Source organism: Trinickia sp. (assembly GCF_051954495.1).
Classification (GTDB): domain Bacteria; phylum Pseudomonadota; class Gammaproteobacteria; order Burkholderiales; family Burkholderiaceae; genus Trinickia.
Genome location: NZ_JBQCHR010000017.1, coordinates 24,426 through 47,326 on the forward strand (window position 1 = coordinate 24,426; position 22,901 = coordinate 47,326).

Annotated in this window: 24 protein-coding genes, 1 other RNA gene and 1 riboswitch; of the genes, 13 read left to right on the plus strand and 12 right to left on the minus strand. The window is 66.1% G+C overall.

Features of this window, described 5'->3' with window-relative positions:
- Positions 1-16: 16 nt before the first annotated feature.
- Complete coding sequence (locus ACTHNR_RS01970) at positions 17-1,351, plus strand: sulfate adenylyltransferase subunit 1 (RefSeq protein ID WP_440545743.1); 1,335 nt, start codon at positions 17-19, stop codon at positions 1,349-1,351.
- A gap of 58 nt (positions 1,352-1,409) precedes the next feature.
- Positions 1,410-2,186, plus strand: a complete 777-nt coding sequence (gene cobA / locus ACTHNR_RS01975; protein ID WP_440545744.1) for a uroporphyrinogen-III C-methyltransferase — start codon at positions 1,410-1,412, stop codon at positions 2,184-2,186.
- Between the two features lie 21 nt (positions 2,187-2,207).
- Here the strand turns inward: cobA and ACTHNR_RS01980 are convergent, their stop codons facing one another.
- The 3 genes from ACTHNR_RS01980 to lptF are packed head-to-tail and all read right to left on the minus strand — an operon-like array spanning position 2,208 to position 4,883.
- The gene (locus ACTHNR_RS01980; RefSeq protein WP_440545745.1) at positions 2,208-2,603 is read right to left on the minus strand and encodes a sirohydrochlorin chelatase; all 396 of its coding nucleotides are present in this window, start codon (positions 2,601-2,603) and stop codon (positions 2,208-2,210) included.
- 20 nt (positions 2,604-2,623) lie between these two features.
- On the minus strand, positions 2,624-3,781 hold the full coding sequence (gene lptG, locus ACTHNR_RS01985) for an LPS export ABC transporter permease LptG (RefSeq protein ID WP_440545746.1): 1,158 nt from the start codon (positions 3,779-3,781) through the stop codon (positions 2,624-2,626).
- 4 nt (positions 3,782-3,785) lie between these two features.
- Entirely contained in the window at positions 3,786-4,883 is a 1,098-nt protein-coding gene (gene lptF / locus ACTHNR_RS01990; RefSeq protein ID WP_440545747.1) for an LPS export ABC transporter permease LptF, read from the minus strand.
- A gap of 126 nt (positions 4,884-5,009) precedes the next feature.
- On the opposite strand from lptF, the gene ACTHNR_RS01995 reads away from it, so the two are divergent.
- From ACTHNR_RS01995 to ACTHNR_RS02005, 3 genes are all read left to right on the plus strand, one after another.
- A complete protein-coding gene (locus ACTHNR_RS01995; RefSeq protein WP_440545748.1) occupies positions 5,010-6,521 on the plus strand; it encodes a leucyl aminopeptidase in 1,512 nt (503 codons plus the stop codon).
- A gap of 34 nt (positions 6,522-6,555) precedes the next feature.
- Positions 6,556-6,972, plus strand: a complete 417-nt coding sequence (locus ACTHNR_RS02000) for a DNA polymerase III subunit chi (protein WP_440545750.1) — start codon at positions 6,556-6,558, stop codon at positions 6,970-6,972.
- Between the two features lie 112 nt (positions 6,973-7,084).
- Positions 7,085-7,567: a DUF2486 family protein gene (locus ACTHNR_RS02005; RefSeq protein WP_440545751.1), complete on the plus strand. Its 483-nt coding sequence runs from the start codon at positions 7,085-7,087 to the stop codon at positions 7,565-7,567.
- Between the two features lie 34 nt (positions 7,568-7,601).
- Here the strand turns inward: ACTHNR_RS02005 and ilvD are convergent, their stop codons facing one another.
- Entirely contained in the window at positions 7,602-9,275 is a 1,674-nt protein-coding gene (gene ilvD, locus ACTHNR_RS02010; protein WP_440545752.1) for a dihydroxy-acid dehydratase, read from the minus strand.
- 259 nt (positions 9,276-9,534) lie between these two features.
- Between ilvD and ACTHNR_RS02015 the strand changes: the two genes are divergently transcribed.
- Entirely contained in the window at positions 9,535-10,524 is a 990-nt protein-coding gene (locus tag ACTHNR_RS02015; protein ID WP_440545753.1) for a LysR substrate-binding domain-containing protein, read from the plus strand.
- Positions 10,525-10,608: 84 nt separating this feature from the next.
- Positions 10,609-11,511, plus strand: a complete 903-nt coding sequence (gene lgt / locus ACTHNR_RS02020; protein WP_440545755.1) for a prolipoprotein diacylglyceryl transferase — start codon at positions 10,609-10,611, stop codon at positions 11,509-11,511.
- Between the two features lie 64 nt (positions 11,512-11,575).
- Here the strand turns inward: lgt and ACTHNR_RS02025 are convergent, their stop codons facing one another.
- The 5 genes from ACTHNR_RS02025 to ACTHNR_RS02045 form a co-directional block, all read right to left on the minus strand.
- Positions 11,576-12,301: an SIMPL domain-containing protein gene (locus ACTHNR_RS02025; RefSeq protein ID WP_440545756.1), complete on the minus strand. Its 726-nt coding sequence runs from the start codon at positions 12,299-12,301 to the stop codon at positions 11,576-11,578.
- A 66-nt stretch (positions 12,302-12,367) separates the two neighbouring features.
- Positions 12,368-12,826: an EVE domain-containing protein gene (locus tag ACTHNR_RS02030; RefSeq protein ID WP_440545757.1), complete on the minus strand. Its 459-nt coding sequence runs from the start codon at positions 12,824-12,826 to the stop codon at positions 12,368-12,370.
- Between the two features lie 51 nt (positions 12,827-12,877).
- Positions 12,878-13,059, minus strand: a non-coding RNA gene (gene ssrS / locus ACTHNR_RS02035) — 6S RNA.
- 48 nt (positions 13,060-13,107) lie between these two features.
- Positions 13,108-13,422 (minus strand): cell division protein ZapA, encoded by a 315-nt coding sequence (locus ACTHNR_RS02040; RefSeq protein WP_440545758.1) that lies wholly within the window; start codon positions 13,420-13,422, stop codon positions 13,108-13,110.
- On the minus strand, positions 13,419-13,775 hold the full coding sequence (locus ACTHNR_RS02045) for an ATPase (RefSeq protein WP_440545759.1): 357 nt from the start codon (positions 13,773-13,775) through the stop codon (positions 13,419-13,421). The genes ACTHNR_RS02040 and ACTHNR_RS02045 overlap by 4 nt, the downstream gene beginning before the upstream one ends.
- A 179-nt stretch (positions 13,776-13,954) precedes the next feature.
- A riboswitch (cobalamin riboswitch) is annotated at positions 13,955-14,199 on the plus strand.
- A gap of 100 nt (positions 14,200-14,299) precedes the next feature.
- Between ACTHNR_RS02045 and ACTHNR_RS02050 the strand changes: the two genes are divergently transcribed.
- The 6 genes from ACTHNR_RS02050 (at position 14,300) to cobC (ending at position 20,841) form a co-directional block, all read left to right on the plus strand.
- Positions 14,300-16,255, plus strand: a complete 1,956-nt coding sequence (locus ACTHNR_RS02050; RefSeq protein WP_440545760.1) for a TonB-dependent receptor plug domain-containing protein — start codon at positions 14,300-14,302, stop codon at positions 16,253-16,255.
- Between the two features lie 72 nt (positions 16,256-16,327).
- On the plus strand, positions 16,328-17,335 hold the full coding sequence (locus ACTHNR_RS02055; RefSeq protein WP_440545761.1) for a FecCD family ABC transporter permease: 1,008 nt from the start codon (positions 16,328-16,330) through the stop codon (positions 17,333-17,335).
- 5 nt (positions 17,336-17,340) lie between these two features.
- Positions 17,341-18,153 carry an ABC transporter ATP-binding protein gene (locus tag ACTHNR_RS02060; protein WP_440545776.1) on the plus strand — a complete coding sequence of 271 codons (813 nt, stop codon included), beginning with the start codon at positions 17,341-17,343 and terminating at the stop codon, positions 18,151-18,153.
- A 239-nt stretch (positions 18,154-18,392) separates the two neighbouring features.
- Positions 18,393-19,448: a nicotinate-nucleotide--dimethylbenzimidazole phosphoribosyltransferase gene (gene cobT, locus ACTHNR_RS02065; RefSeq protein ID WP_440545762.1), complete on the plus strand. Its 1,056-nt coding sequence runs from the start codon at positions 18,393-18,395 to the stop codon at positions 19,446-19,448.
- Positions 19,445-20,248, plus strand: a complete 804-nt coding sequence (locus ACTHNR_RS02070) for an adenosylcobinamide-GDP ribazoletransferase (RefSeq protein ID WP_440545763.1) — start codon at positions 19,445-19,447, stop codon at positions 20,246-20,248. Before cobT ends, ACTHNR_RS02070 begins: the two co-directional genes overlap by 4 nt.
- Positions 20,233-20,841 (plus strand): alpha-ribazole phosphatase, encoded by a 609-nt coding sequence (cobC, locus tag ACTHNR_RS02075; RefSeq protein WP_440545764.1) that lies wholly within the window; start codon positions 20,233-20,235, stop codon positions 20,839-20,841. The genes ACTHNR_RS02070 and cobC overlap by 16 nt, the downstream gene beginning before the upstream one ends.
- Before the next feature lie 32 nt (positions 20,842-20,873).
- Here the strand turns inward: cobC and ACTHNR_RS02080 are convergent, their stop codons facing one another.
- The 3 genes from ACTHNR_RS02080 to ACTHNR_RS02090 all read right to left on the minus strand — a co-directional run bounded on the left by ACTHNR_RS02080 (position 20,874) and on the right by ACTHNR_RS02090 (position 22,868).
- On the minus strand, positions 20,874-21,782 hold the full coding sequence (locus ACTHNR_RS02080) for a cobalamin-binding protein (protein ID WP_440545777.1): 909 nt from the start codon (positions 21,780-21,782) through the stop codon (positions 20,874-20,876).
- 11 nt (positions 21,783-21,793) lie between these two features.
- Positions 21,794-22,366, minus strand: coding sequence for a bifunctional adenosylcobinamide kinase/adenosylcobinamide-phosphate guanylyltransferase (gene cobU, locus ACTHNR_RS02085; protein WP_440545766.1), 573 nt, complete (start codon positions 22,364-22,366; stop codon positions 21,794-21,796).
- Between the two features lie 82 nt (positions 22,367-22,448).
- Positions 22,449-22,868 (minus strand): PaaI family thioesterase, encoded by a 420-nt coding sequence (locus tag ACTHNR_RS02090; protein ID WP_440545768.1) that lies wholly within the window; start codon positions 22,866-22,868, stop codon positions 22,449-22,451.
- Positions 22,869-22,901 lie beyond the last annotated feature (33 nt).

Consider the following 22,901-nt stretch of genomic DNA (forward strand, 5'->3'; position numbering starts at 1 on the left):
GACGGAATCCAGAATCATGAGTACTCCTCACCAACCGGCAGACCTGGGCGTGCTGCGTTTCATCACGGCGGGCAGCGTGGACGACGGCAAGAGCACGCTGATCGGCCGGCTGCTTTACGACAGCAAGGCTGTGCTGTCCGATCAGCTCTCGGCGCTCTCGCGCGCGAAGAACAAGCGCACGGTGGGCGAGGAGATCGACCTCTCGCTGCTCACCGACGGGCTGGAGGCCGAGCGCGAGCAAGGCATCACGATCGACGTGGCCTATCGCTACTTCGCCACGGCGCGGCGCAAGTTCATCATTGCCGATACGCCCGGGCACGAGCAGTACACGCGCAACATGGTGACGGGCGCCTCGACGGCGCACGCGGCAATCATCCTCATCGACGCCACGCGCGTGAGCAAGGACGAGCAAGGGCGCACGATCTTGCTGCCGCAGACCAAGCGCCACAGCGCGATCGTGAAGCTGCTGGCGTTGCAGCACGTGATCGTGGCGATCAACAAGATGGACTTGGTGGAATACAGCGAGACGCGCTTCAACGAGATTCGCGACGCGTACGTGGAATTGGCGCGGCAGTTGGGCATCTCGGACGTGCGGTTCGTGCCGGTGTCGGCGCTCAAGGGCGACAACATCGTGCAGGCGAGCGAGCGCATGCCGTGGTACGCGGGCGAGCCGCTCTTGGACGTGCTCGAGCAGTTGCCGGTGGCGCAGGCGATGGGCGAGGCGCTGCGCTTCCCGGTGCAGTGGGTGGCGCGTCAAGACGGCTCGAGCGCAGACGACTTCCGCGGCTACATGGGGCGCGTGGAGGCGGGAGAAGTGCGCGTGGGCGAGCCGATCGTCGTGCTGCCCGCGAAAAAGGAAGCGACGGTGGCCGAGATCATCGCGCCGGTGCCGGGCGGCACGGCGCAGGTGGACCGCGCGTTCGCGGGGCAGACGGTGACGATCCGCTTGAGCGAGGACGTGGACGTGTCGCGGGGCGACACGTTCGTGGCGGCGCAAGAGGCAAAAGCGGCACAAGCGGCGCAGCCGGCGAAGAAGCTGGAAGCGGACTTGTGCTGGTTCGACGACGAGCCGCTCTCGACGCAGCGTAAATATCTGCTCAAGCAGACGACCAATACGGTATTTGCGCGAATCGGCTCGGTCAAGGAGGTGCTCGACGTGCATACGCTATCGCATACGAGCGAAGTGCACGATTTGAAGATGAACGATATCGGACGCGTTGCATTGACGCTGCAAAAACCGATCGTTTGCGATGCGTACGATGCACAACCGGCGACCGGCGCGTTCGTGCTGATCGACGAAGCCACGCATCATACGGTGGCGGCCGGCATGATTCGTGCATATTCCGCGTGACTGACGAACGCGGCGGCGCGACTCGCGCCGCCTGAACACGCGAGAGGATGAAAGGGCGATGGGCAAGGTGTACTTGATCGGTGCGGGACCGGGAGCGGCGGATCTCATTACGGTGCGTGGCGCCCGCTTGTTGGGCACGGCCGACGTCGTCCTGCACGATGCGCTTATCGAACCGGCGATGCTCGAGCACGCGCCCCATGCGCGCAAAATCGCCGTGGGCAAGCGCTGCGGCCAGCGCTCCACGGCGCAGCACTTCATCAACAAGCAGATTGTCGACGCGGCGCGCACGCATGACGTGGTCGTGCGGCTCAAGGGCGGCGACCCGATGCTGTTCGGACGCGCCGACGAAGAAATGCGCGCGCTCGAAGAGGCCGGCATCGAATACGAGGTCGTGCCCGGAATCACGGCTGCGTTGGCGGCTGCGTCGTCGGTCAAGCGATCGCTGACGCTACGGGGCGTTGCGCGCAGCGTGGCGCTCGCCACGAAGAGCCGCGCACCCGACACGGAGGCGATTCGCGAGGCCGTGAACGCCGATTCGCTCGTCTTCTACATGGGCCGCGATAGCGCGCCCGATATCGCGCAGCAGCTGATCGACGCGGGCCGCTCGGGCGCGACCCCCGTGGCGATCGTCGAGGCGTGCAGCACGGCGCGCGAGCGCACGCTTACGCTCACGCTCGAGGCGCTCGCGATGGGCGAGGCGCAGGCGTGGCTCGACCCGTCGCAGCCGAGCCTGTTGATGATCGGTGAGGCGTTCGCCGAACGCGCTCGCGCCACGACGCAACAAGAGAACGCCGGGCGCGCCGAAGCAAGCGCCGCATTCGCGCACGCCGCGTGATCGACTAGCGATTCCCCGCGCTCATCCGAGCGAATTCAACTGACTGAGACAGTACGCTGCGAGTGCATCGAGGACGGCGTCGTCCTCGCCCACGGGCACCGCGTGGCGGATGGTCACGCCCGGGTGGGCGGCGCGGCACGCGTCGAGGATGACGGGAAGATCGCGCCGCACATGGCCGCCTTGGCCGAAGAATACGGGCACGACCGTGATCGACGCGCAGCCCGCGGCCACTTGCGCGGCGACGGCGGCCGGCAGATCGGGCGACATCAATTCGAGGAAGGCAAGCGAGACGTCCACGCCGGGGCCCGCGAGCGCGCGCAGCTTGCCGGCCAGGCGTTCGAACGGCTCGGCCCAGCGCGCATCGCGCGCGCCGTGCGCGAATAAGACGATGCCGCGTGCGTTCGTGCTTGCGTTCACCGTTGCCTCCGCTGCCGGCGTCAGTGCCGGTCGACCCACTTGAGCCCCGCGAGCCCGAGTACGAGATAGATGAGACCCGGCAACGCGGCTGTGACAGGCGCGGGCCACGTGTTGAGCATGCCGATGTGCGAGAACAGCGTGTTGATGAGCTGGAAGCTCATGCCAAGCATGATGCCGCCGAACACCTTCACGCCGACGACGCCGGCCCGCGTATGCAGGTAGCCGAAAGGCAGCGACAGCACGAGCATGACCAGCACGGCGAACGGATAAAGCAGCTTCTTCCAAAGGGCGATGTCGTAGCGCTGCGTGTCTTGATGGTTTTCGACCAGATGCTGGATGTAGCGGAACAGATTGAACATCGACATCCGATCGGGCGCGACGAGCAGCACCGAGAGGATCTGCGGCGTGAGTTCCGAGCGCAGCGAGTATTGCGGCAGGTCGGTTTGCGTCGCGCGATAAGCCGGTGCGAGCGCGTCGGCGGGCGTATTGGGCGTATTGGCCGGAGGCGGCAAGCTGGACAGCTTCGTATCGGTGACGCCTGTCAGCAACCAATGGCCGTTGCCCTCGTAGCGGCCCGTCTGCGCCGTTCTCACGTTCGTGAGCCGCAGGCTCGGATCGAATTCGTAAATGCGCACGTTGCTGATGGTCGCATCGGGCATCAACGAGCCGACGTTGACGAAGCGCGTGACTTGCTGGCCGTCCTCGCGCGCCGTGAGCGTGTCCTTGACCCACACGCCCGAGGCGAAATTGGTCGACACCGCCGAACCGAGCGCCTCGAGCCGCACGCGCTCGGAGAGCTGATCGGAATAGGGTCCGACGACCTCGCCGATGAAATACGTCACGGCGACGAGCGGAATGCCGATCTTGATCAGCGAGCGCAGCGCCTGCCCGGTGGAGAGCCCCGACACGCGGAAGATCGTGTATTCGGAGCTCGCCGCCATTTGTGCGAACACGTAGATCGCGCTGATCAGCGCGGCCACGGGGATGATCTCGTAAAAGCGCGACGGCGTTTGCAGCGCGACGCGCAGCACGGCGTAGCCGAATTTATAGTTGCCGTGGCCGACCGTGTTGAGCTCGTTGATGAGATCGAAAAAGAAGAACAGGCCCGAGAACGCGAACAAGATGAAGATGAACGCGAGATAGATCTGACGGGCGAAATACCGTTCGTAGATGCGCATGGCCTCAGGCTCCTCGCGAGGACGCGAACCACGTACGCGGAATCAGCGGACGATTGCGCACGCGCAGCCAGAACACGACGACGACGAGCGCCGCCGCGACGATATGCAGGCCGACCAGACCGAGGACGAACGACATCTTGCCTTGCTCCAGCCACGATTGCACGACGTTGAGCAGGTTCGAATACGTGAGGAAGATCAAGACCGCCATCACGAGATTGATCGTGCGGCCGCGCCGCGGGTTTTGATAGGCGAGGGGGATGCCGAGCAGCATCAGATTGATCGCCATGAGCGGCAGGCCCGTGCGCCACGCGAATTCGGCGAGCCGATCGCGCGTGGGGTGGCGCAGCAGGGCGAGCGTCGACATGCCGGTGGTCGTCGTGGCGTTGACGACCGGCTGGTGGGTCATCTTCACGCCATAGTGTTCGAATTCCATGATGCGGAAATCGGGTTTGCCGGGCTCCCCGTCGTAGCGGCGCCCGTTGTCCAATACGACGAAGCGCGAGCCGTCTTTCATCGTTTCCGTATGGCCGTTTTGCGAAACGACGACGCTGACTTTGCCGTGTTCGGTGCTGGCGACGAAAACATTCTGCACGCGCGATTGATCGGGCGTCATCTTTTCGATGAAGAACACGCGGTTCGTGGCCGGCGATTCGCGAAACTGGCCCGGCGCGAGCAGCGAGACTTCGTCGCGCTGCTGAAAGCGTGCGCGAATCAGTTTGCTTTGCGCGTTCGACCAGGGCCAGCCCACATAGGCGAAGAAGGCGATCAGCACGATGAGCGGCGCGGCGAACTTCGCGATCGGCTTGATGAAGCGCGTCAGGCTCACGCCCGAGGCGAGCCAGACGACCATCTCGGAATCGCGGTACCAGCGCGTGAGCACGAACAGGATCGACACGAACATCGTGACGACGAGCATCACGGCGATGTAGCCGATGACGGTCAGACCGATCAGGACGACGACGTCCTTCGGATCGACTTCGCCGGATGCGGCATACCCGACGATGCGTATCATCATCGTCGTGAGAAAGATGGTCAGCAGCACCATGAATACGGCGCCTGCCGTATAGGCTAGCTCGCGCTGCAGGGAGCGTTCGAAGATCATCGTCGGTGCGAGAGGGCGGGGGCGGCGGCGCATCGAGCGCAGCGCAATCCGACGCCGGAGAAAAAATAGCGGATAATTGCGGCTTCGTTTCGAGACTTAAGCCGATTTTATCCGAGGACAAGCGCGATGGACTTTAGCATAAAAGCCTGTGACTGGACGAAGGGCACGACGGGTAGCTTCCTGACGGGGAAATCCGATTGCATCGTGATCGGCGTGTTCGAAGGCCAATCTTTGTCGGGCGCGGCGCTGGAGATCGACGCGGCGACGAAGGGGCTGCTTTTGCGCATCGTCAAGGCCGGCGACATGCAGGGCAAGTGCGGCTCGACCCTGTTCCTGCACGAGGTGGAAGGTATCGGCGCTTCGCGCGTGCTGCTCGTCGGGCTCGGCAAGCAAGACGCGTTCGGCCAAAAGGCCTACGGCGAAGCGGTCCGTGCCGCCTGGCGGGCGCTGCTCGGCACGAAGGTCGTTCAGGTCACCTTCACGCTCGCTCAGCTGCCGGTCAAGGAACGTTCGGCCGACTGGGCCGTGCGCGCCGCCGTCCTCGCGTTGCGCGGCGAGACCTATCAGTTCACGCAGCTGAAGAGCAAGCCCGATCCCGCCAAGTACGCGCTCAAGCGCATCGTGATGTCGGTCGATTCGGACGACGAAAAGCTGGCCAAGCTCGCCGTCAAGCAGGCTCTGGCCGTCTCGAACGGCATGGAGCTCGCGCGCGATCTTGGCAACCTGCCCGGCAACATCTGCACGCCCGGCTACCTGGCGGAAACCGCCAAGAAGCTCGGCAAGGAATTCAAGTTCAAGGTCGAAGTGCTCGGCGAGAAGCAGCTCGAAGCGCTGAAGATGGGCTCGCTTCTGTCGGTCACGCGCGGCACGGCCGAGCCCGCGCAGTTCATCGTCATGCAATATCAAGGCGCCGCGGCCAAGGCCGCGCCGGTCGTGCTCGTCGGCAAGGGCGTCACGTTCGACAGCGGCGGCATCTCGCTCAAGCCGGGCGAGGGCATGGACGAAATGAAGTACGACATGTGCGGCGCGGCGTCCGTGTTCGGTACGCTGCGCGCGGTGGCCGAGCTCGGGCTCAAGCTGAACGTCGTCGGTATCGTGCCCGCCGTCGAAAATATGCCGGGCGGCAAAGCCACGAAGCCCGGCGACATCGTGACGAGCATGTCCGGCCTGACGATCGAAGTGCTCAACACCGATGCCGAAGGGCGCTTGATCCTGTGCGACGCGCTCACGTACGCCGAGCGCTTCAAGCCGGCGGCCGTCGTCGATATCGCGACCCTCACGGGGGCGTGCATCATCGCGCTGGGCCATCACAATTCCGGCCTGTTTTCGAAGGACGACGCGCTGGCCGGCGAACTGCTCGATGCCTCGCGCGAAGCGTCGGATCCCGCTTGGCGCATGCCGCTCGACGACGAGTATCAAGAGCAATTGAAGTCGAATTTCGCCGATCTGGCGAACATCGGCGGCCGCCCGGCCGGCAGCGTGACGGCGGCCTGCTTCCTGTCGCGTTTCACCGAAAGCTATCCTTGGGCGCATCTGGACATTGCCGGCACCGCGTGGAAGAGCGGCGCGGCGAAGGGCGCCACGGGCCGCCCCGTGCCGCTGCTCACGCAGTTCCTGATCGATCGCGCGGGACAGTGATGGCGGTGGGCTGGATGGCGCGCGAGGGCGGGCGGTGACGCGCATCGATTTTCATACGAACGTCGGCGATGCGCTGCTGTACGCCTGCCGGCTCGCCCGCAAGGCTTATCAGGCCGGGCAGCCGCTTGTCGTGGTAGCCGATCCGGGGCGGCTGCGCGCGTTCGACGAGCAGCTTTGGACGTTTTCGCCGCTCGATTTCCTGCCGCACTGCATGGCCGACAGCGCACTGGCCGAACGCACGCCGATCGTGCTCACGACCGATCTTGCGCACGCGCCGCACCATCGGATCTTGCTGAACCTCGCGCCGGCTGTGCCGGTGCAATTCGCTCGCTTCGAACGGTTGCTCGAAGTCGTCGGCAACAGCGAGGACGAGCTGGCCGCGGGCCGCGAGCGCTACCGGTTCTACCGCGATCGCGGCTATCCGCTCAACAATCACAAGCAGGGCGCGTAGCGCGCCGGTGCGCTAGGCGCGCCCGGCCATTCGCGGCCCGGCCATTCGTGGCCCGGCCATTCGTGGCCCGGCCATTCGTGGCCCGGCCATTCGTCAAACTAGGGAGGCAAGCATGACCGATCCCCATGACCCCGATTCGATCCCGATGCTGACGGACGTCATCGTCCCCGGCCGTCCGCCGGTCGGCCGCCCCGAGCACCCGCACGACGATGCACCCGCCGCTCCCGCGCAGCCGCCGGCTCCGGCGCCGGCCGCCGCGGAGGCGGCCGCGTCGGCGGCGCAGGCATCGAGCGAAACGACGACGCAACGCCCGCAGCCCGCTCATCGGCCGGGCGATGCGCCCGATTCCCGCAGCGCCGCCTTCGACGCACGCGACGTCGAATTCATCGCCGAGCGTTTGCGAGGGCGGTTTTCGAGCTACTTGCGCGAGGACGCGCGCCGCGTGATCGAGGCGCGTTGCCGCGACGCCATCGAGGAACATACGAATTGGCTCGTGCGGCAAGTCACGCGCGAAGTCGTGTCGGCACTCGAGGCCGAGGTGGCCGGCTGGGTGCGCGACGCCGTGCGTGAGGAACTCGCACGGCATACGTCTTAAGCGTTACTCGGAATCAGGCGGCCCTCGAAGCCGCCTATCCGGTCACCGCGCCCTGGTGGGCCGGGCGCGCGAGCGCGGCGTACTTGGCGAGCACCCCGCGCGTGTAGCGCGGCGCGGGCGGCGTAAAGGCCGCCCGGCGGCGTTCGAGTTCGGCGTCGTCCACGTTCAACTGCAGCAGCAGCGCGTGAGCGTCGATCGTGATCGAATCGCCCTCTTGCACGAGCGCGATCGTACCGCCCACGAACGCTTCGGGCGCGACGTGGCCCACCACCATCCCCCATGTGCCGCCCGAGAAGCGCCCGTCGGTGATGAGGCCGACCGATTCGCCGAGCCCCTTGCCGATCAGCGCGGAAGTGGGCGCGAGCATCTCTGGCATGCCGGGGCCGCCTTGCGGGCCAAGGTAGCGCAGCACCAGCACGTCGCCCGGGCGGATGCGGTCATCCAAGATGGCGGCGAGCGCGCTTTGCTCGTCGTCGAATACGCGCGCGGGGCCCGTGATAACCGGGTTCTTTAGGCCCGTGATTTTCGCGACGGCGCCATCGGTCGCAAGGTTGCCCTTCAGGATCGCTAGGTGGCCTTGGGCATAGAGCGCCTTCTCGATCGGAAAAATGACCTGCTGATCGGCGCGCGGCACGCTCGGCACGTGCTCGAGTTCCTCGGCCAGTGTCTTGCCCGTGATCGTGATGCAATCGCCGTGCAGCAACCCGGCATCGAGCAAGATCTTCAAGACTTGCGGAATGCCGCCCGCGGCATGCAGGTCGGTCGCGACATACTCGCCGGACGGCTTCAGGTTGCAGATGACCGGCACGCGCTTGCGGATGCGCTCGAAATCGTCGATCGACCAGGGCACGTCGGCCGCGTGCGCGATGGCGAGATAGTGCAGCACCGCGTTCGTCGAGCCGCCCGTGGCCATGATGAGCGCGACGGCGTTTTCGATCGACTCGCGCGTGATGATGTCGCGCGGCTTCAAATCGTTCTTCACGGCTTGTACGAGCACGCGCGCCGATTCGGCGCTCGAGTCGACCTTCTCGTCGTCGGGATTGGCCATCGTCGACGAGTAGAGCAGCGACATGCCGAGCGCTTCGAACGACGAGCTCATCGTGTTGGCGGTGTACATGCCGCCGCACGAACCCGTCGAGGGACAGGCGTTCTGCTCGATGCCGTCGAAATCCTCCTTCGACATGCGCCCCGCCGTGAATTCGCCGACGGCCTCGAACGACGAGACGATCGTCAAATCCTTGCCCTTCCAGTGGCCGGGCCGGATCGTGCCGCCGTAGACGTAGATGCCCGGCACGTTGATGCGGGCGAGCGCGATCATGCCGCCCGGCATGTTCTTGTCGCAGCCGCCGATCACGACTACGCCGTCCATCCATTGGCCTTGCACGCACGTTTCGATGCAGTCGGCGATGACCTCCCGCGAGACGAGCGAGTACTTCATGCCTTCGGTGCCCATCGACATGCCGTCGGAGATCGTCGGCGTGCCGAATGTCTGCGCATTCGCGCCCGAGTCTTTCACGGCCGCGACGGCTGCGTCCGCCAGCTTCTGCAGGCCCGCGTTGCACGGTGTGATCGTCGAGTGCCCGTTCGCGATGCCGATCATCGGCTTGTCGAAGTCGTCCTTCTCATAGCCGAGCGCGTAGAACATCGAGCGGTTCGGGGCGCGTGCCACACCTTGCGTGATGTGCTGGGAACGGCGGTTGTATGCCATGGGCGGACTCCGGTTCGTTGATCGAAAGTGGGCGCGGCCGTGCACCGGCGAAGGCGCGCCGATGCGGGGAAGGCAAGGCGAGGCGGGCGCGGCGCGTGAGGCTCGAAGCAGCATGACGCGCCTGGTTCGGCGTGTCCAATATATGATTCATGACGAACTAGGTCGAAACGCATATCGATGCAAATGGGCCTTAGCCACGCTTGACACGCCGATCGCGGTCCATGGCCGCCGATCGGCGACATCGTACGGAGCCGTCGCCATGACCCCCGATCTGCGCCAATTGCGCTATTTCGTCGCCGTCGCAGAAGAGCGGCATTTCGGGCGCGCCGCGCGCAAGCTGTCGATGACGCAGCCGCCGCTTTCGCAGGCGATTCGCGCGCTCGAGGAGGCGCTCGGGGTCGCGTTGTTCGCCCGCACGAAACGCACGGTCGAGCTTACGCCCGTGGGCGCCGATCTGCTTCCCGAGGTGCGCAAGCTGCTTGCCCAGGCGGACACGCTGCGGCCGCTCGCGCAAAGTCTCGCGCGCGGCGAGGCCGGCGCGCTCTCCTTGGCGTTCGTGTCGACGGCCGATTACGGTTTGCTGCCCCAGTTGTTGCGCGAGTTCGCGGTTCGCCATCCGCGCGTGCGCTTGAATTTGTCCGAGGCGACGAGCGACGTGCAAATCGAGGAACTCGTCGCGGGTCGGATCGACGCGGGCCTCATCATTCCGCCGTTGCCGCCGCGCCATGCCGCGACGCTGACGTATCTGCCCGTCATGCGCGAGCCGCTCGTCGCCGCGCTGCCGGCTTCGAGCCAGGCGCATCGCGGCCGCGGCGATCCGCCCGACTGGATCGATACGCCGATTTCCCTGGCCGAAGTGGGGCGCTTGCCGCTCGTCGTCTTTCCTCGTCGTTTGGCGCCGGGCTTTTATGACATCATTACGGGCTGCTACGGCGCGGCGGGCCTCACGCCCCGCATCGGACAGGAGGCGATCCAGATGCAGACGATCGTGAGCCTCGTGTCGGCGGGCATGGGTGTCGCGCTCGTGCCGCAATCGCTGCGTAACCTGCGGCGCACCGGCGTCGTGTATCGGCCGCTGGCGGAGCGCACGCCGCTCGTCGAGACGGGGCTCGTCTGGCGAACGGCCGACGTGAGTCCCGTGCTGGCCGGTTTCATCGATATCGTGCGGGCGCATGCAAGCGTGCATGCGCCGTTGACACAGGCTGCCGCGCGCGGCCGCGCGAAGCCGCGCAAGGATGGGTCGGGATAGACGTCTTATGTCGGTTCGCGTCGCTTTACGCGGTATCCTCGGCCCTCGTTCAACGCCTCATTACTTCATGCCCGAAGCCTTACGATGCTGATTCATCCGAATTTCGATCCCATTGCAATTCATTTCGGCCCGCTTGCCGTGCGCTGGTACGGGCTCATGTATCTCGTCGGATTCGTGCTTGCCGTTGTCATCGCCCGGTTGCGGCTGCGCTTGCCGCATGTCGCCGCGCAGGGGTGGACGACGAAGGACATCGACGACATCCTGTTTTACGGCGTGCTCGGCACCATCTTGGGCGGACGGCTCGGCTACGTGCTCTTCTACAAGGCCGACTACTACCTCGCGCACCCGCTCGATGTGTTCAAGGTGTGGCAGGGCGGCATGTCGTTTCACGGCGGCTTTCTCGGCGTCACGCTGGCGATGGTGCTGTTCGCCTATCAGCGCAAGCGGACGTGGCTGCAAGTGACGGACTTCGTCGCGCCGATGGTGCCGACGGGCCTCGCGGCTGGCCGTCTCGGCAATTTCATCAACGGTGAGCTGTGGGGGCGCGTGACGGACCCGAGCGCGCCCTGGGCCATGATGTTCCAGAACGCGTCGGGCGACGATGCGCTTTGGCTCGCCTCGCATCCGCAACTCGCGGCGAAGTGGCATTTGGCCGAGATATTCGCGCGCTATCGCATGCTGCCGCGCCATCCGTCCGAGCTCTATGAGATCGCGCTCGAAGGCGTGACGCTGTTTCTGGTGTTGTGGTTCTTCACACGCAAGCCGCGTCCGGTGGGCGCGGCATCGGCGATATTCCTGATCGGCTACGGGCTGGCTCGGTTCACCGTCGAATTCGCGCGCGAGCCCGACGATTTTCTCGGGCTGCTCGCGCTTGGCCTATCGATGGGGCAATGGCTCTCGTTGCCGATGATCATCGCGGGCATCGCGATGCTCGTATGGTCGTATCGGCGCGCGCCCACGGCGCCGGCGGCCGCGCGCGCGCAGTGATCGAGGCGGACGCACGGCCATCCGTCGTCCGCCGCGGCAACCCTTTCGAGATCTTGCGGCCGTATCAGCGGGTCATCTGTACCGAGCCGGACACGCTGACGGTGACCGTCGAGGTGCCGGCCTCGACCGGCAGCGGGGCCGCCGCCTTGGCTTCGGCTGCCATCGCGCGCATCGCGAACATCGGGCGCGGCGGCGGGGGCGCATTGCGGCCCACCTCCACCTCGCGAATCGTGTAGCCCGAGTAGCCGAACGCGTTGGCGGACGACTTCGCCTGCGTCCTGAAGTTGTCGATTGCTTCGGTCGTCAGCTTTTCCGCGGCGGCGCGCTGCGCCTCGGGCGACAGCGAATACGCCACGCCGCCCACTTGCATCGTCGAATTGAGCTGGCCCGCCAGACGCGAGGCGGCCCCGAAGTCGCGCGATTCGAGGATGATCTCCGTTCGGCCGCGCCATGCCGAGATGCGGCCGTCGCGATCGGTCGTGGGGTAGATCGAGAAGGTTCCCGTGCGCACCTTGACGGCCGCAACCCCCTTCGCTTGCTTCAGCGCGGCCTCGGCATGCTGGTTCAATGCGTTGGTGAGCGAGGCGGCGTCGGGCGCTTCTTGTTCGTAAAACAGCGTGATTTCGACGACGTCCTGAGGCACTTCGGCGCTGGCTTGCGCCGATAGCGACAGCACGCCCGACGGCGCCGGCTGGCTGAGCACGGTGTCGGCGCGCGCGGGAAGCGCGAGGAGGGTAAGGGGTGCGGCAGCCGCGGCAGCGAGGGCCAACACTGCGGTTGTTCTTTTCATGTGTGCTCCGTTGAGGGCGTTGGGACGTTCACGACCCGGCAAGCGCCTCGCATCGCGCGCGACGCACTACGTGAGCTGCTCCGTGATGAAGCGCCATTCGTCTTCGGTCACGGGCGTGATCGAGAGGCGGTTGCCCTTGGCCAGCACTCGCATGCCGGCAAGCTCGGCGTGCGCGCGCAGCTCCGCGAGCGGCACGAGCGGCGTCTTCTTCACGAAGCGCACGTCGACGAGCAGCCAGCGCGGCGTTTCGCGCGAGGATTTCGCATCGTAGTACGGGCTCTTCGGGTCGAACTGCGTCGGATCGGGATAAGCGCCCGACACGACTTCGGCAATTCCGGCGATGCCGGGTTCCGGACAGCTCGAATGATAGAAGAGCACGCCGTCGCCGATTCCCATCATGTCGCGCATGAAGTTGCGCGCTTGATAGTTGCGTACGCCCGTCCACGGCAGCGTGCGCTTGGGGGCGCCGGCGAGATCGTCGATGCTTGCTTCTTCCGGTTCGGACTTCATGAGCCAGTAGCGCATGGAGGCAGGCCCCAAATGAAAACGGCATCGGAAGAACCGATGCCGTCGAATAAAATCCCCGCCTTAGCCGCTAGGCCGGCATCCTGAACCTGGGGTTCAGAATTGGTCGCAGTTAGCAGCACTTCGGGTACATCAGACAGAGTGACGCGCACGCCCGTGCTACAAATTTCCGCAACCGTGCACATGGCATTGGTTCAAGGAATTTATGACCTTGGCGAACCAGGCAGGGAAGCCGTAAAACCTGTTATGTGAGAACTGCCGCTCGTTGCGTTTTTACCGCACTACAGTGCTTCGTGCTGATCGAGCACCGCACCGAGCTTTTCGTTCATTTGGCGCATTGTACGCCGGATTTCTTCCGCGGGAAACGCTTCGCCGTGACGCACGCTCTGTTGCAGCTTGAGCAATTCCGACGCCAGCGAGAGCGCCGCCATCACGGCGATGCGGTCGGTGCCGCGCACGTTGCTCGACGAGCGGATCTTCGTCATCTCCGCGTCGACGCGCGCCACGGCCTCGAGCAGCGCCGCTTCCGTTTCGGGAGAGCACGCGAGGCGGTACGGTTGGCCGAGAATCGTGGCTTCGATCTGTTTGGTCGTCATGCATCTTCTCCGTGCTGCGCGGCCGCGCTGTCCGTGGCTCGCCCTTCCTGCTGCGAAGCGAGCAGATCGAGCTGGCTGTCGGAATCGTACGGGCCTTTGGCGCGAGGCAGCTTTTCGAGGATCGCGTTCAGGCGCACCTGCGCGTCGTCGATCTTGGCGACGAGCGCATCGCGTTCCGCTTGCAAGCCATTGCGCTCCTCGCGCAGCAGCGCGAGTTCGGCGTGCGCGGCCTCGTTTTCTTGGCGCAATTGCGCGAGCTGCTCTTCGAGCGCGTGGCGAGCTTGCTGCTGGCGTTCGTTGATGGCGATGAGCCGGCCGATATTCTGCGAGAGGGATTCGAGTTCGTTGAGCATCCGCTGCGTCCTCTAAAGACCCCGCATTTTAGCGCTAAATATGGGCGATTCCGACGGCGCTTCGTATCGAGACGTAACCGTTGTTGGCTTTTTTTGCGAAACGCGCGTTTTCGCACGATGTTTGCAGGGGTTTCGGATGGCGGCTGGCGGCGATTCTTGACGCTCGATGCCCCCGCTCATACACTTGCGGCACTTTGGTGCTCGCGCGCTGGGCTCTCCCATGCGCGCGGTTAAACGGGAAACAGGGAGCGAAGTCCGCCCGGACGAGCCAACCTGTGCTGCCCCCGCCAACGGTAAGCGACACGCACGGCATCTCAAAAAATCCGCCGTGCGAATACACATCCAATGCCACTGCGTCACCCACGTGGGAAGGCGGATGCGTTTCGTCGTCAGCCCGGATACCGGCCAGAGGGGGAGTGCAGCCGCACGTGCGCCGCGCATCGCGTCGCGCTTGGGCGGCCGCGCTCGATGACAAAGCAGTCTGCGGGGAGCAGCTGCATGCCGATTCCAAGGAAAACCACACGATGTCCACGCTTAACGTCCGCGCGGCGCTGCTTGCGTTCGCCGGTCTGCCGCTCGTCGCGCTCGCACAGTCCGCGCCGAGCGATCCCGCTTCGCCTGTTTCTCCCGCCTCTTCTACTGCCGACGCCGCGCGGAGCGCCTCCGCGCAGTCGAGCGCATCGAGCGCATCGAGCGCGGCCGCGCCGGAAAAAGGCGGCGTGCTCGCGCCGATCGTCGTCACCGCGGCGCGCGGGCCGCAGCCTCTCGCGGAAGCCATTCCCCAAACGACACGCTTTTCGCGACAAGACATCGCCGATTCCACGGCGACGGACTTGCCGGGCCTGCTCGAACAAGCGCCGGGCGCGCAAATTATCCGCAACGGCCCGCCGGGCTCGAACGTGACGCTGTTTTTGCGCGGGGGGTCGGCCACGCAGTCGCTGGTGCTGATCGACGGCGTGCGTGTCGATTCGGTGAGCCTGGGGCAGGCGCAGATCGGCCAGATTCCGTTGTCGGAGGTCGATCACGTCGAGGTCGTCAACGGCGACGTGTCGGCGCTTTACGGCTCCGGCGCAATGGGCGGTGTGGTGCAAGTGTTCACCAAGGATGGCGGAAACCATCCGCCGCGCTTCAATTTCTCGGCCGGCTACGGCAGCTATCACACACAGACGCAGCAAGCGGGCGTGAACGGCGCGCTCGACAAGGACGGCAAGACGACGTTCAGCTTCAGCGTCTCGCGTTCGAAGACCGATGGCTTCTCGTCCATCGATCCCGCACTCGCGCCAAGTGCGAACCCCGATGCCAACGGGTACTTGAACGAAAACGTGTCGGCGATGGTGCGTCACAAGTTCGACGATCGCTGGGACGCCGGCGTGCGCTACTTCCAGTCGAACGGGAAGGATAGTTTCGATAATGCGTTCGGCGCGCCGACCGACGTCAACTATCTTTACAGCAAAGTCCGGATGGCGTCGATCTTCGCCAACGGCAAGCTCACCGATTGGTGGACGACGCATCTCACCGCGGCGCTCGGCGACGACCGGGCGATCGACAAGACGAACGGGGCCTACGACAACCGGTTCGACACGGACAATCGTCAATTCACGTGGCAGAACGATTTCAAACTCGCCGCGCAGCAGAAACTGCAGGTGGGGTACGAGCGGCTCGATCAAAGCCTCGAATCCGACTCGTTCACGGCCCCCAATCGCCGCGTGAATACGGTCTTCGCCGGCTACGACGCGCGCTTCGGCGCGAATCAGATCCAAGCGAACGTACGGCGCGACCAATATTCCGACTTCGGCGGCGCGAACACGTACTATCTCGGCTACGGATTCGACTTCACCGAGCATTGGAAGGTCACGGCCAGCTATTCGAGCGCGTTTCGCGCGCCGAGTTTCGACGATCTGTACTTTCCGGGCAGCGGCAACACGTCGATTCGGCCCGAGCGCAGCCATTCGGTCGAAGCGGCCGTGCAGTACGCGTCGGATGAACTCGGCGTGCTGCGGCTCACGGCGTTTCAGACCCGCTACACCGATTTGATCAACTACATCCCGACGCAAGGCGGGTTGTTCTTCGTCGCCGAAAACGTCGGTCACGCGAAGGTGCAGGGGCTCGAAGGGTCCTGGAGCGGGCAAATCGGCAAGACCAACGTGCGCGCGGCATTGACGCTGCAGAACCCCGTCGATGAAGATGCCGGGACCGATCTGTCGCGGCGTGCGCGGCACTTCGCGACCTTTTCGGCGAATCGCTCGCTCGGCGGCTGGCGCGTGGGCGGCGAATGGATCGTGAGCGGGCCGCGCAACGACAGCGGCGCGAATCTCAGCGGGTTCGGTCTAGTGAATCTGTCGGCGCGCTATAACATCACGAAGTCCTGGTATGTGAGCGCCCACATCGACAACCTGCTCGACAAGAACTATGAGCTCGCCTACACCTACAACACGCCGCGCCGCAGCGCATTCGTCACCATCGGCTGGCAACAGCAGTGACGCGCGCGGGACGGGATGCACGCCGTGCCTCGAACTCGGGCGCGCGTGCGTCCACGCGCTAAAGTCGCCTCGATGAACGCGCGCCGCGCCGCTTTCGTTTGGCTCGTCCTGGGCGTCGCCGGGCTCGCGGTCTTCGTTGCCGCGCTCGCGCTCGGCAGTGTGACGATCTCGCCGTGGCGTGCCGCCCTCGCGCTCGTGCATGGCGGCGCCGCGGGGCAGGCGAGCGATATCGCCGGTGAAATCGTGCGGACGCTGCGTTTGCCGCGCGCGGTCGCGGGCTTTTCCTGCGGTGCGTTGCTCGCGCTTGCGGGCGCATTGCTGCAGGTGTTGCTGCGCAATCCGTTGGCCGAGCCCTATGTACTCGGGGTCTCGGGCGGAGCGGCGGCGTTCGCGGTGGCGGCGCTGTTCGCCGGATGCGCCTGGTGGCTCGTCGATGCCGCTTCCTTCGGCGGCGCGCTGCTCTCGATCGCGCTCGTGCTCGGGCTCGCGCGCCGCGAATTCTGGCGCGGCGAGCCGCAGGAGGCCTCGCCGCGCCTGCTGCTGACGGGCGTCGTCGTGGCGACGGGATGGGGCGCGATCATCACCTTGCTCATCGCCCTCGCGCCCGACGACAGGCTGCGCGGCATCGTGTTCTGGCTGACGGGCGATCTGAACGGCGCGGCGGCCCCTTGGGCCGCGCTTGCGGCGCTCGTGCTGGCGCTGGCCGTTTGCGTGCCCGTCGCGCCGCAACTGAACGTGCTGTTGCGAGGCGATGCGCTCGCATCGTCGCTCGGCGTGCCGGCGGCGCGGCTGCGCCTGCGTATCTACGTCGTCGCTTCGATTGCGGCGGCGGCCAGCGTGACGACGGCCGGCACGATCGGCTTCGTCGGCCTCGTCGTACCGCACGCCCTGCGGCTCGTGCTCGGCAACGACCAGCGCATGCTCGTGCCGGCGAGCGCGCTCGCGGGCGGCGTCGCCGTCATGGGCGCCGATCTGCTCGCACGCACGGCGATCGCGCCCGCGCAACTGCCCGTCGGCGTCGTGACTGCGCTCGTCGGCGTGCCGATGTTTCTTTGGATGCTGCTCGGGAGGCGCAGGTGAAGTCGCTGACGAACGTCGACGCCGGCGCGGGCCCGGCTTCGTTGTCTGCACAGCATCTGACGCTGCGGGCCGGCGCGCGTACACTGCTCGACGATTTCACGCATACGTTTTATCCAGGCGAGATCTGGTGCATCGCCGGGCCGAACGGGGCGGGCAAGACGACGTTGATCACGACGCTCGCCGGGCTCGCGCGGCCCGCTGGCGGACACGTCGAAGTCGACGGGGAACGCATCGAGGCATGGCCGAGCGCGGCGCTGGCACGCCGACGCGCGTTGATGCCGCAGACTTCGCACGATGCGTTCGGCGCGACCGTGCTCGACATCGTGCTGCTCAGTCGCTTTCCGCACCTGACGGGTTGGGGATGGGAGCGCCCCGTCGACCGCGCGGCCGCGCACGCCGCGCTCGAGCTTCTCGGGCTCGAGGCGCTCGCCTCGCGCAACGTGCTTTCCTTGTCGGGCGGCGAGCGGCAACGCGTCGCGCTCGCCGCTGCGTTGTGCCAAGAAACGCCGTTGCTTCTGCTCGACGAACCGCTGGCGTTTCTCGATTGGCACCATCAAATCAGCTGCTTGACGGCGCTCGTAGAATGGGCCGAGACCTCGCCGCGCGCGATCGTCTTTTCGTGTCACGACCTCAATCTCGCCCGTCGCTTCGCGACGCACGTGCTGTTGCTGGAAGGCAATGGCATCGCGCATACCGGGGCGGCACGCGATGTGCTTACGCCGGCGCTGACGAGCCGCGCATTCGGCTATCCGCTCGTGCTGATCGAACAAGACGGCTATGAGGCGCTGGTGCCTGCGTTGCCGGGCGCATCGCGCTGAAGTTGCGCACATTCGACGCATCGAACATGTCCGTTGCGCGGGCGCGGCGCGGCGTCCACGGCGAAGCGAGCCCTCACATAGTGATGTCCGGGGTCTGTCCGGCCCGGTGCGCTGCGGTTTTACCGAATTGAAGCGGGGCGTCCAATGCGAGTATGGTGATGCCTTTGCGATGCCCGTCGGCCCATCGTCGAGGGAGCGAACCTCGGCCGCGCATCGCGCGCACCTAACTTGAATCGAGCATGAACGCCTCACTCCCATTGCCCGTCGTCGCGCCGCTCGACCGCTCGCTGCGCGACGCACTCACGCGCATCATCGATGCCAAGACGAAACCGCCGGGCAGCCTCGGCATGCTCGAAGTGCTCGCGCGCCAGATCGGCATGATCCAACGAAGCACGCGTCCGAGCATCGAACGTCCGGCGATGATCGTATTCGCAGCCGATCACGGCATCGCGCAAGAGGGCGTGAGTCCGTACCCGCAAGCGGTCACGGCGCAGATGGTCGCGAATTTTCTATCCGGCGGAGCCGCGATCAATGCGATCAGCGGCGTGTCGGGACTGACGCTCGAAGTCGTCAACGCGGGTGTCGCCACGCCGCTCGCGCCGCTGCCCGGCCTCGTCGACGTGCCGATCGGCCCAGGCACGCGCAATTTCGCGCACGAGCGCGCGATGACGCGCGACGAGGCGCGCGCAGCCATGCTGACGGGCGCCGAGCGGGTGCGTTATCACGCCGCGCTCGGCACCAACGTGATCGGTTTCGGCGAAATGGGCATCGGCAACAGCTCCGCCGCCGCTTGCCTCATGAGCCGCCTGTGCGAAGTGCCGATCGACGATTGCGTCGGTCGCGGCACCGGCCTCGACAATGCGGGGCTCGCGCGCAAGCGCAACGTGTTGGCCGCCGCGCTCGCGCTCCATGGCGACGTGCTCGAGCCCATCGACGTCTTGGCGACGTTCGGCGGCTTCGAAATCGCGATGATGGTGGGCGCGTACCTCGCGGCCGCCGAGACCCATATGACCATCCTCGTCGACGGCTTCATCGCGACCGCGGCGCTAGTGGTGGCCGATGCGATTGCGCCGGCTGTGCGCGACTACTGCGTCTTCGCGCATCTGTCGAACGAGGCAGGCCATCGGCGCATGCTCGATTACTTCGGCGCGAAGCCGCTGCTGACGCTCGATCTGCGTCTGGGCGAAGGGACCGGGGCCGCGCTGGCGCTGCCCGTTTTGCGCGCGGCTGTCGCTTTCCTCAACGAGATGGCGAGCTTCGAATCGGCCGGCGTAGCGGGGCGCGAAGCGCGATGACGCTCGAGCGCGGCCGCTCGCCCACCTCGCTTGTTCGCCGCCGCGCCCTGCACGGCGAACTGCGCTACGTCGTCGCCGCGTTCGGCTATTTCACGCGCGTGCCTATTCCTGCTGCGTTCGGCTTCGATCCGCGCGATCTCGCGGGCGCGTCGCGCTACTTCCCGCTCGTCGGGGCGTGCGTCGGGGGCGTCGCCGCGCTCGTCTATCTGATCGCCTTGCGCGTGTTTCCGCCTACTGTCGCCGTGTTGCTGTCGATGGCCGCGACGCTGCTGGCGACGGGCGCGCTGCACGAAGACGGCCTTGCCGACTGTTGCGATGGCCTCGGCGGCGGCGCGGCACGCGAAGATGCGTTGCGCATCATGCGCGACCCTCGCCTCGGCGCATTTGGTGCAATTGGGCTCGTGATGGGGCTGGCGCTCAAGTGGCAGACGCTCGCGGCGCTACCCGCGGCGAGCGCCGCGTGTGCGATGGTGGCCTCGCATGCGGCAAGCCGTGCATTGGCCGTGAGCTTTCTAGCGACGCACGATTACGCGCGCGAGGACGGCAAAGCCAAAGCCGTTGCGCAGCGCATGTCGCCCGGCGCGCTGGCCGTGGCGTTTGTCCTCGGCTTGCCTTGGCTTTTCCTGCTCGATTGGCGTGCGGGCGTCTTCGGGCTGGCTGCCGCGCTGGCGCTGCGCTTCGCGCTGGCGCGGTATTTCGCGCGCAGGCTCGGCGGCTATACGGGGGATTGTCTCGGCCTCGCTCAGCAGCTCTTCGAACTCACGTTCTATCTATTCGCACTCGCGTGGACCTCGTTTTAGTTCGGCACCCCGAGCCGGCGATCGAGCTCGGTGTCTGCTACGGCAGGACCGACGTGCCGTTGGCCGGCGACGCGGCACACGCCGCGCAGGCGGTGCTGGAACGGCTCGCCGCGCTCGGCGCGCCCGCGCCGCGGCAGCTCGTCACCAGTCCTTTGCAACGATGCGCGCGTTTAGCCGACCAGCTCGCCCGACACTTCGATTGCACGTGCGAGGTCGATGCGCGTTTGCAGGAAATCGACTTCGGCGATTGGGAGGGCCAGCGCTGGGCTGCGATCGATCGTGTCGCGCTCGATGCATGGGCGGCCGATTTGCGTTGCGCGCGCATGCATGGCGGCGAGAGCGTCGAGCAGTTCGAGGCGCGTGTCGGCGATTGGCTCTCGCGATTGCATGCGCCTTGGGCGTCGCGCTCGAGCTCGCCGTCTTCGAGCGTGCTCGCCGTGACGCATGCCGGGGTAATGCGGATGATCGCTTCGCTGGCGCTCGATGAGCTTCTGGAGACGACGCTTACGTGGCCGCTGAACATGGCCTGCGTCGTCTGGCTACGGTGCGACGGAGCCGATGCGCGGTGGCGCTTGCTCCACTGGAATGTTTGAACGCGAGCAAGCCGCTCAACCCGAGCGCACTGTCATTTCGGCCGATGCTCGCGCGCGATGTCCAGATCGCGGCACAGTTGTTCGGCGCCTTGCGCCAGGCGGGGCCCCGGGCGGTTGATGAGATCGCCGTCGACGGCGAACAGGTTGCCGCGCGCGACGGCCATCATGCGCGGCCAGGCATGCCACGCCGCAAGGCTCGGCAGCGGCGCGTCGGCTGGGGTGGCCCCGACGCTCGTCGTCACGATTGCTTCGGGATTGGCCGCGACCACCGATTCGGTCGATACCGTCGGTACGAGCGGCGTGAGGTTCGCGAATACATTGCGCCCTCCGCACAGCGTGATGATGTCGCTCACGATATGCGTGCCGTTCAGCGTCATCAGCGGATCGTCCCACACCTGATAGAAGAGGCTGACCGGCGCTCGCCCGGCGTAGCGCGCGCGCAGGGCGGCGATTTTGCCGCGGTAGTCGGCCGCCGCGGCCTGCGCTTGCGGTTCGGTGCCGAGCAGCCGACCGAGTGCGATGAGATCGGTCGCCACGTCGTCGAGCTTGCGCGGCTCGCTGTGATAAAGCGCAATGCCGAGCGCGCGCAGCCGGTCGAGCTGACGCTCGTCGTTGCCGTGACGCCAGACGATCACGAGGTCCGGCCTGAGCGCGACGATGCGCTCTAGGTCCAACGCGTTGTTGTCGCCCACGCGCGGCAGCGCTTTCGCGGCGCTGGGGTAGTCGCTGTACGACACCGCGCCGACGAGCCTAGCGCCGCCTCCCGCCGCATAGGCAAGTTCCACCGCGTGCGGCGAGAGCGCCACGACGCGCTGCGCCGGCTTCGATAGCGTGACGCGCTCGCCCGCGTCGTCGGCGACGCTGATCGATGCATGGGCCTGCTGCGCGCCACACACCGCCGTACCCGCCGCGAGGAGCGCGAGACTCGCCAGGGCCCTCATCCGCAGGCCGTTCACCGCACGCTGCCTTGTTTGACCGCCATCGGCAGCCCCGCCACCATCAGCGTGACGTCGCGCGCGAGGGCTGCGATGCGCTGATTGAGCCGTCCGAGCTCGTCGACATAGCGGCGCGTCATGGCGCCGAGCGGCACTACGCCCATGCCGATTTCGTTGCTGACCACGATGACGGGGCCGCGCGCTTGCGCGAGCGCCGTTTCGAGCGCGTCGATACGCGGTCCCCAGTGGCCAGGAACGCTAGCTTCCTCATCGCCGTCGACGGGCGAGATCAAATTGACGAGCCACAACGTCAGGCAATCGACGAGCAGGCAGGTGCGCCCGTCGTCGGCGTGCGAGATCGCGCCCGCCAGGTCTACGTCGGCTTCGACGACATGCCAATGCGCCGGCCGGCGCGCGCGATGATGGGCGATGCGCGCGGCGAATTCGGCGTCGTCGGCCTGACGGGCAGTCGCGATGTAGGTGACGTTCGATTGCCGCGCGGCGGCGAGCGCAAGCGCCAAGCGCTCGGCGTGGCGGCTCTTGCCCGAGCGCGCGCCGCCCAGGATGAAAGTGAGGTCGGGCGTGGTCATGCCGCGATTGTATCGGGGCGGGGCCACCGTTTAATATTCATCGGATGCATAGGCCGGACGGCAAATGGACGGCTGTCGCGCGCTAATTCAAGATCATCTGCGTGCAACGGAACAGCGCGATCGTATGGCCGTCCGGATCGAACACCGAGGCGTCCCATACGTGCGTGCTGCGTCCCAGATGAACGGCGGTGGCGACGGCTCGCACGGTGCCTGCCCGGCAGGTGCCGAGGAAATTGCTCTTGAGCTCGATCGTCGTGAACCCTCGCGCATGTTCGGGCAAATGCGCGAGGCAGGCATATCCGCAGCAGGTATCGGCCAGGCCGACCACGGTCGCCGCGTGCAGAAAGCCGTTCGGCGCGAGCAATTGCGGCCGCACGGCAAGCTTGCCCGTCAGCGTGCCTTGCGCCAGGGCGACGACGCGTACGCCGAGCAGCTCCGGCAGCGTCCCTTGTTGATGCTCATGGATGGTCTCGATCGTGTAATCGGGGCGTAGTGTCGACATCGAATGAGCCTCCTCGAGATAGGGACGATGGCG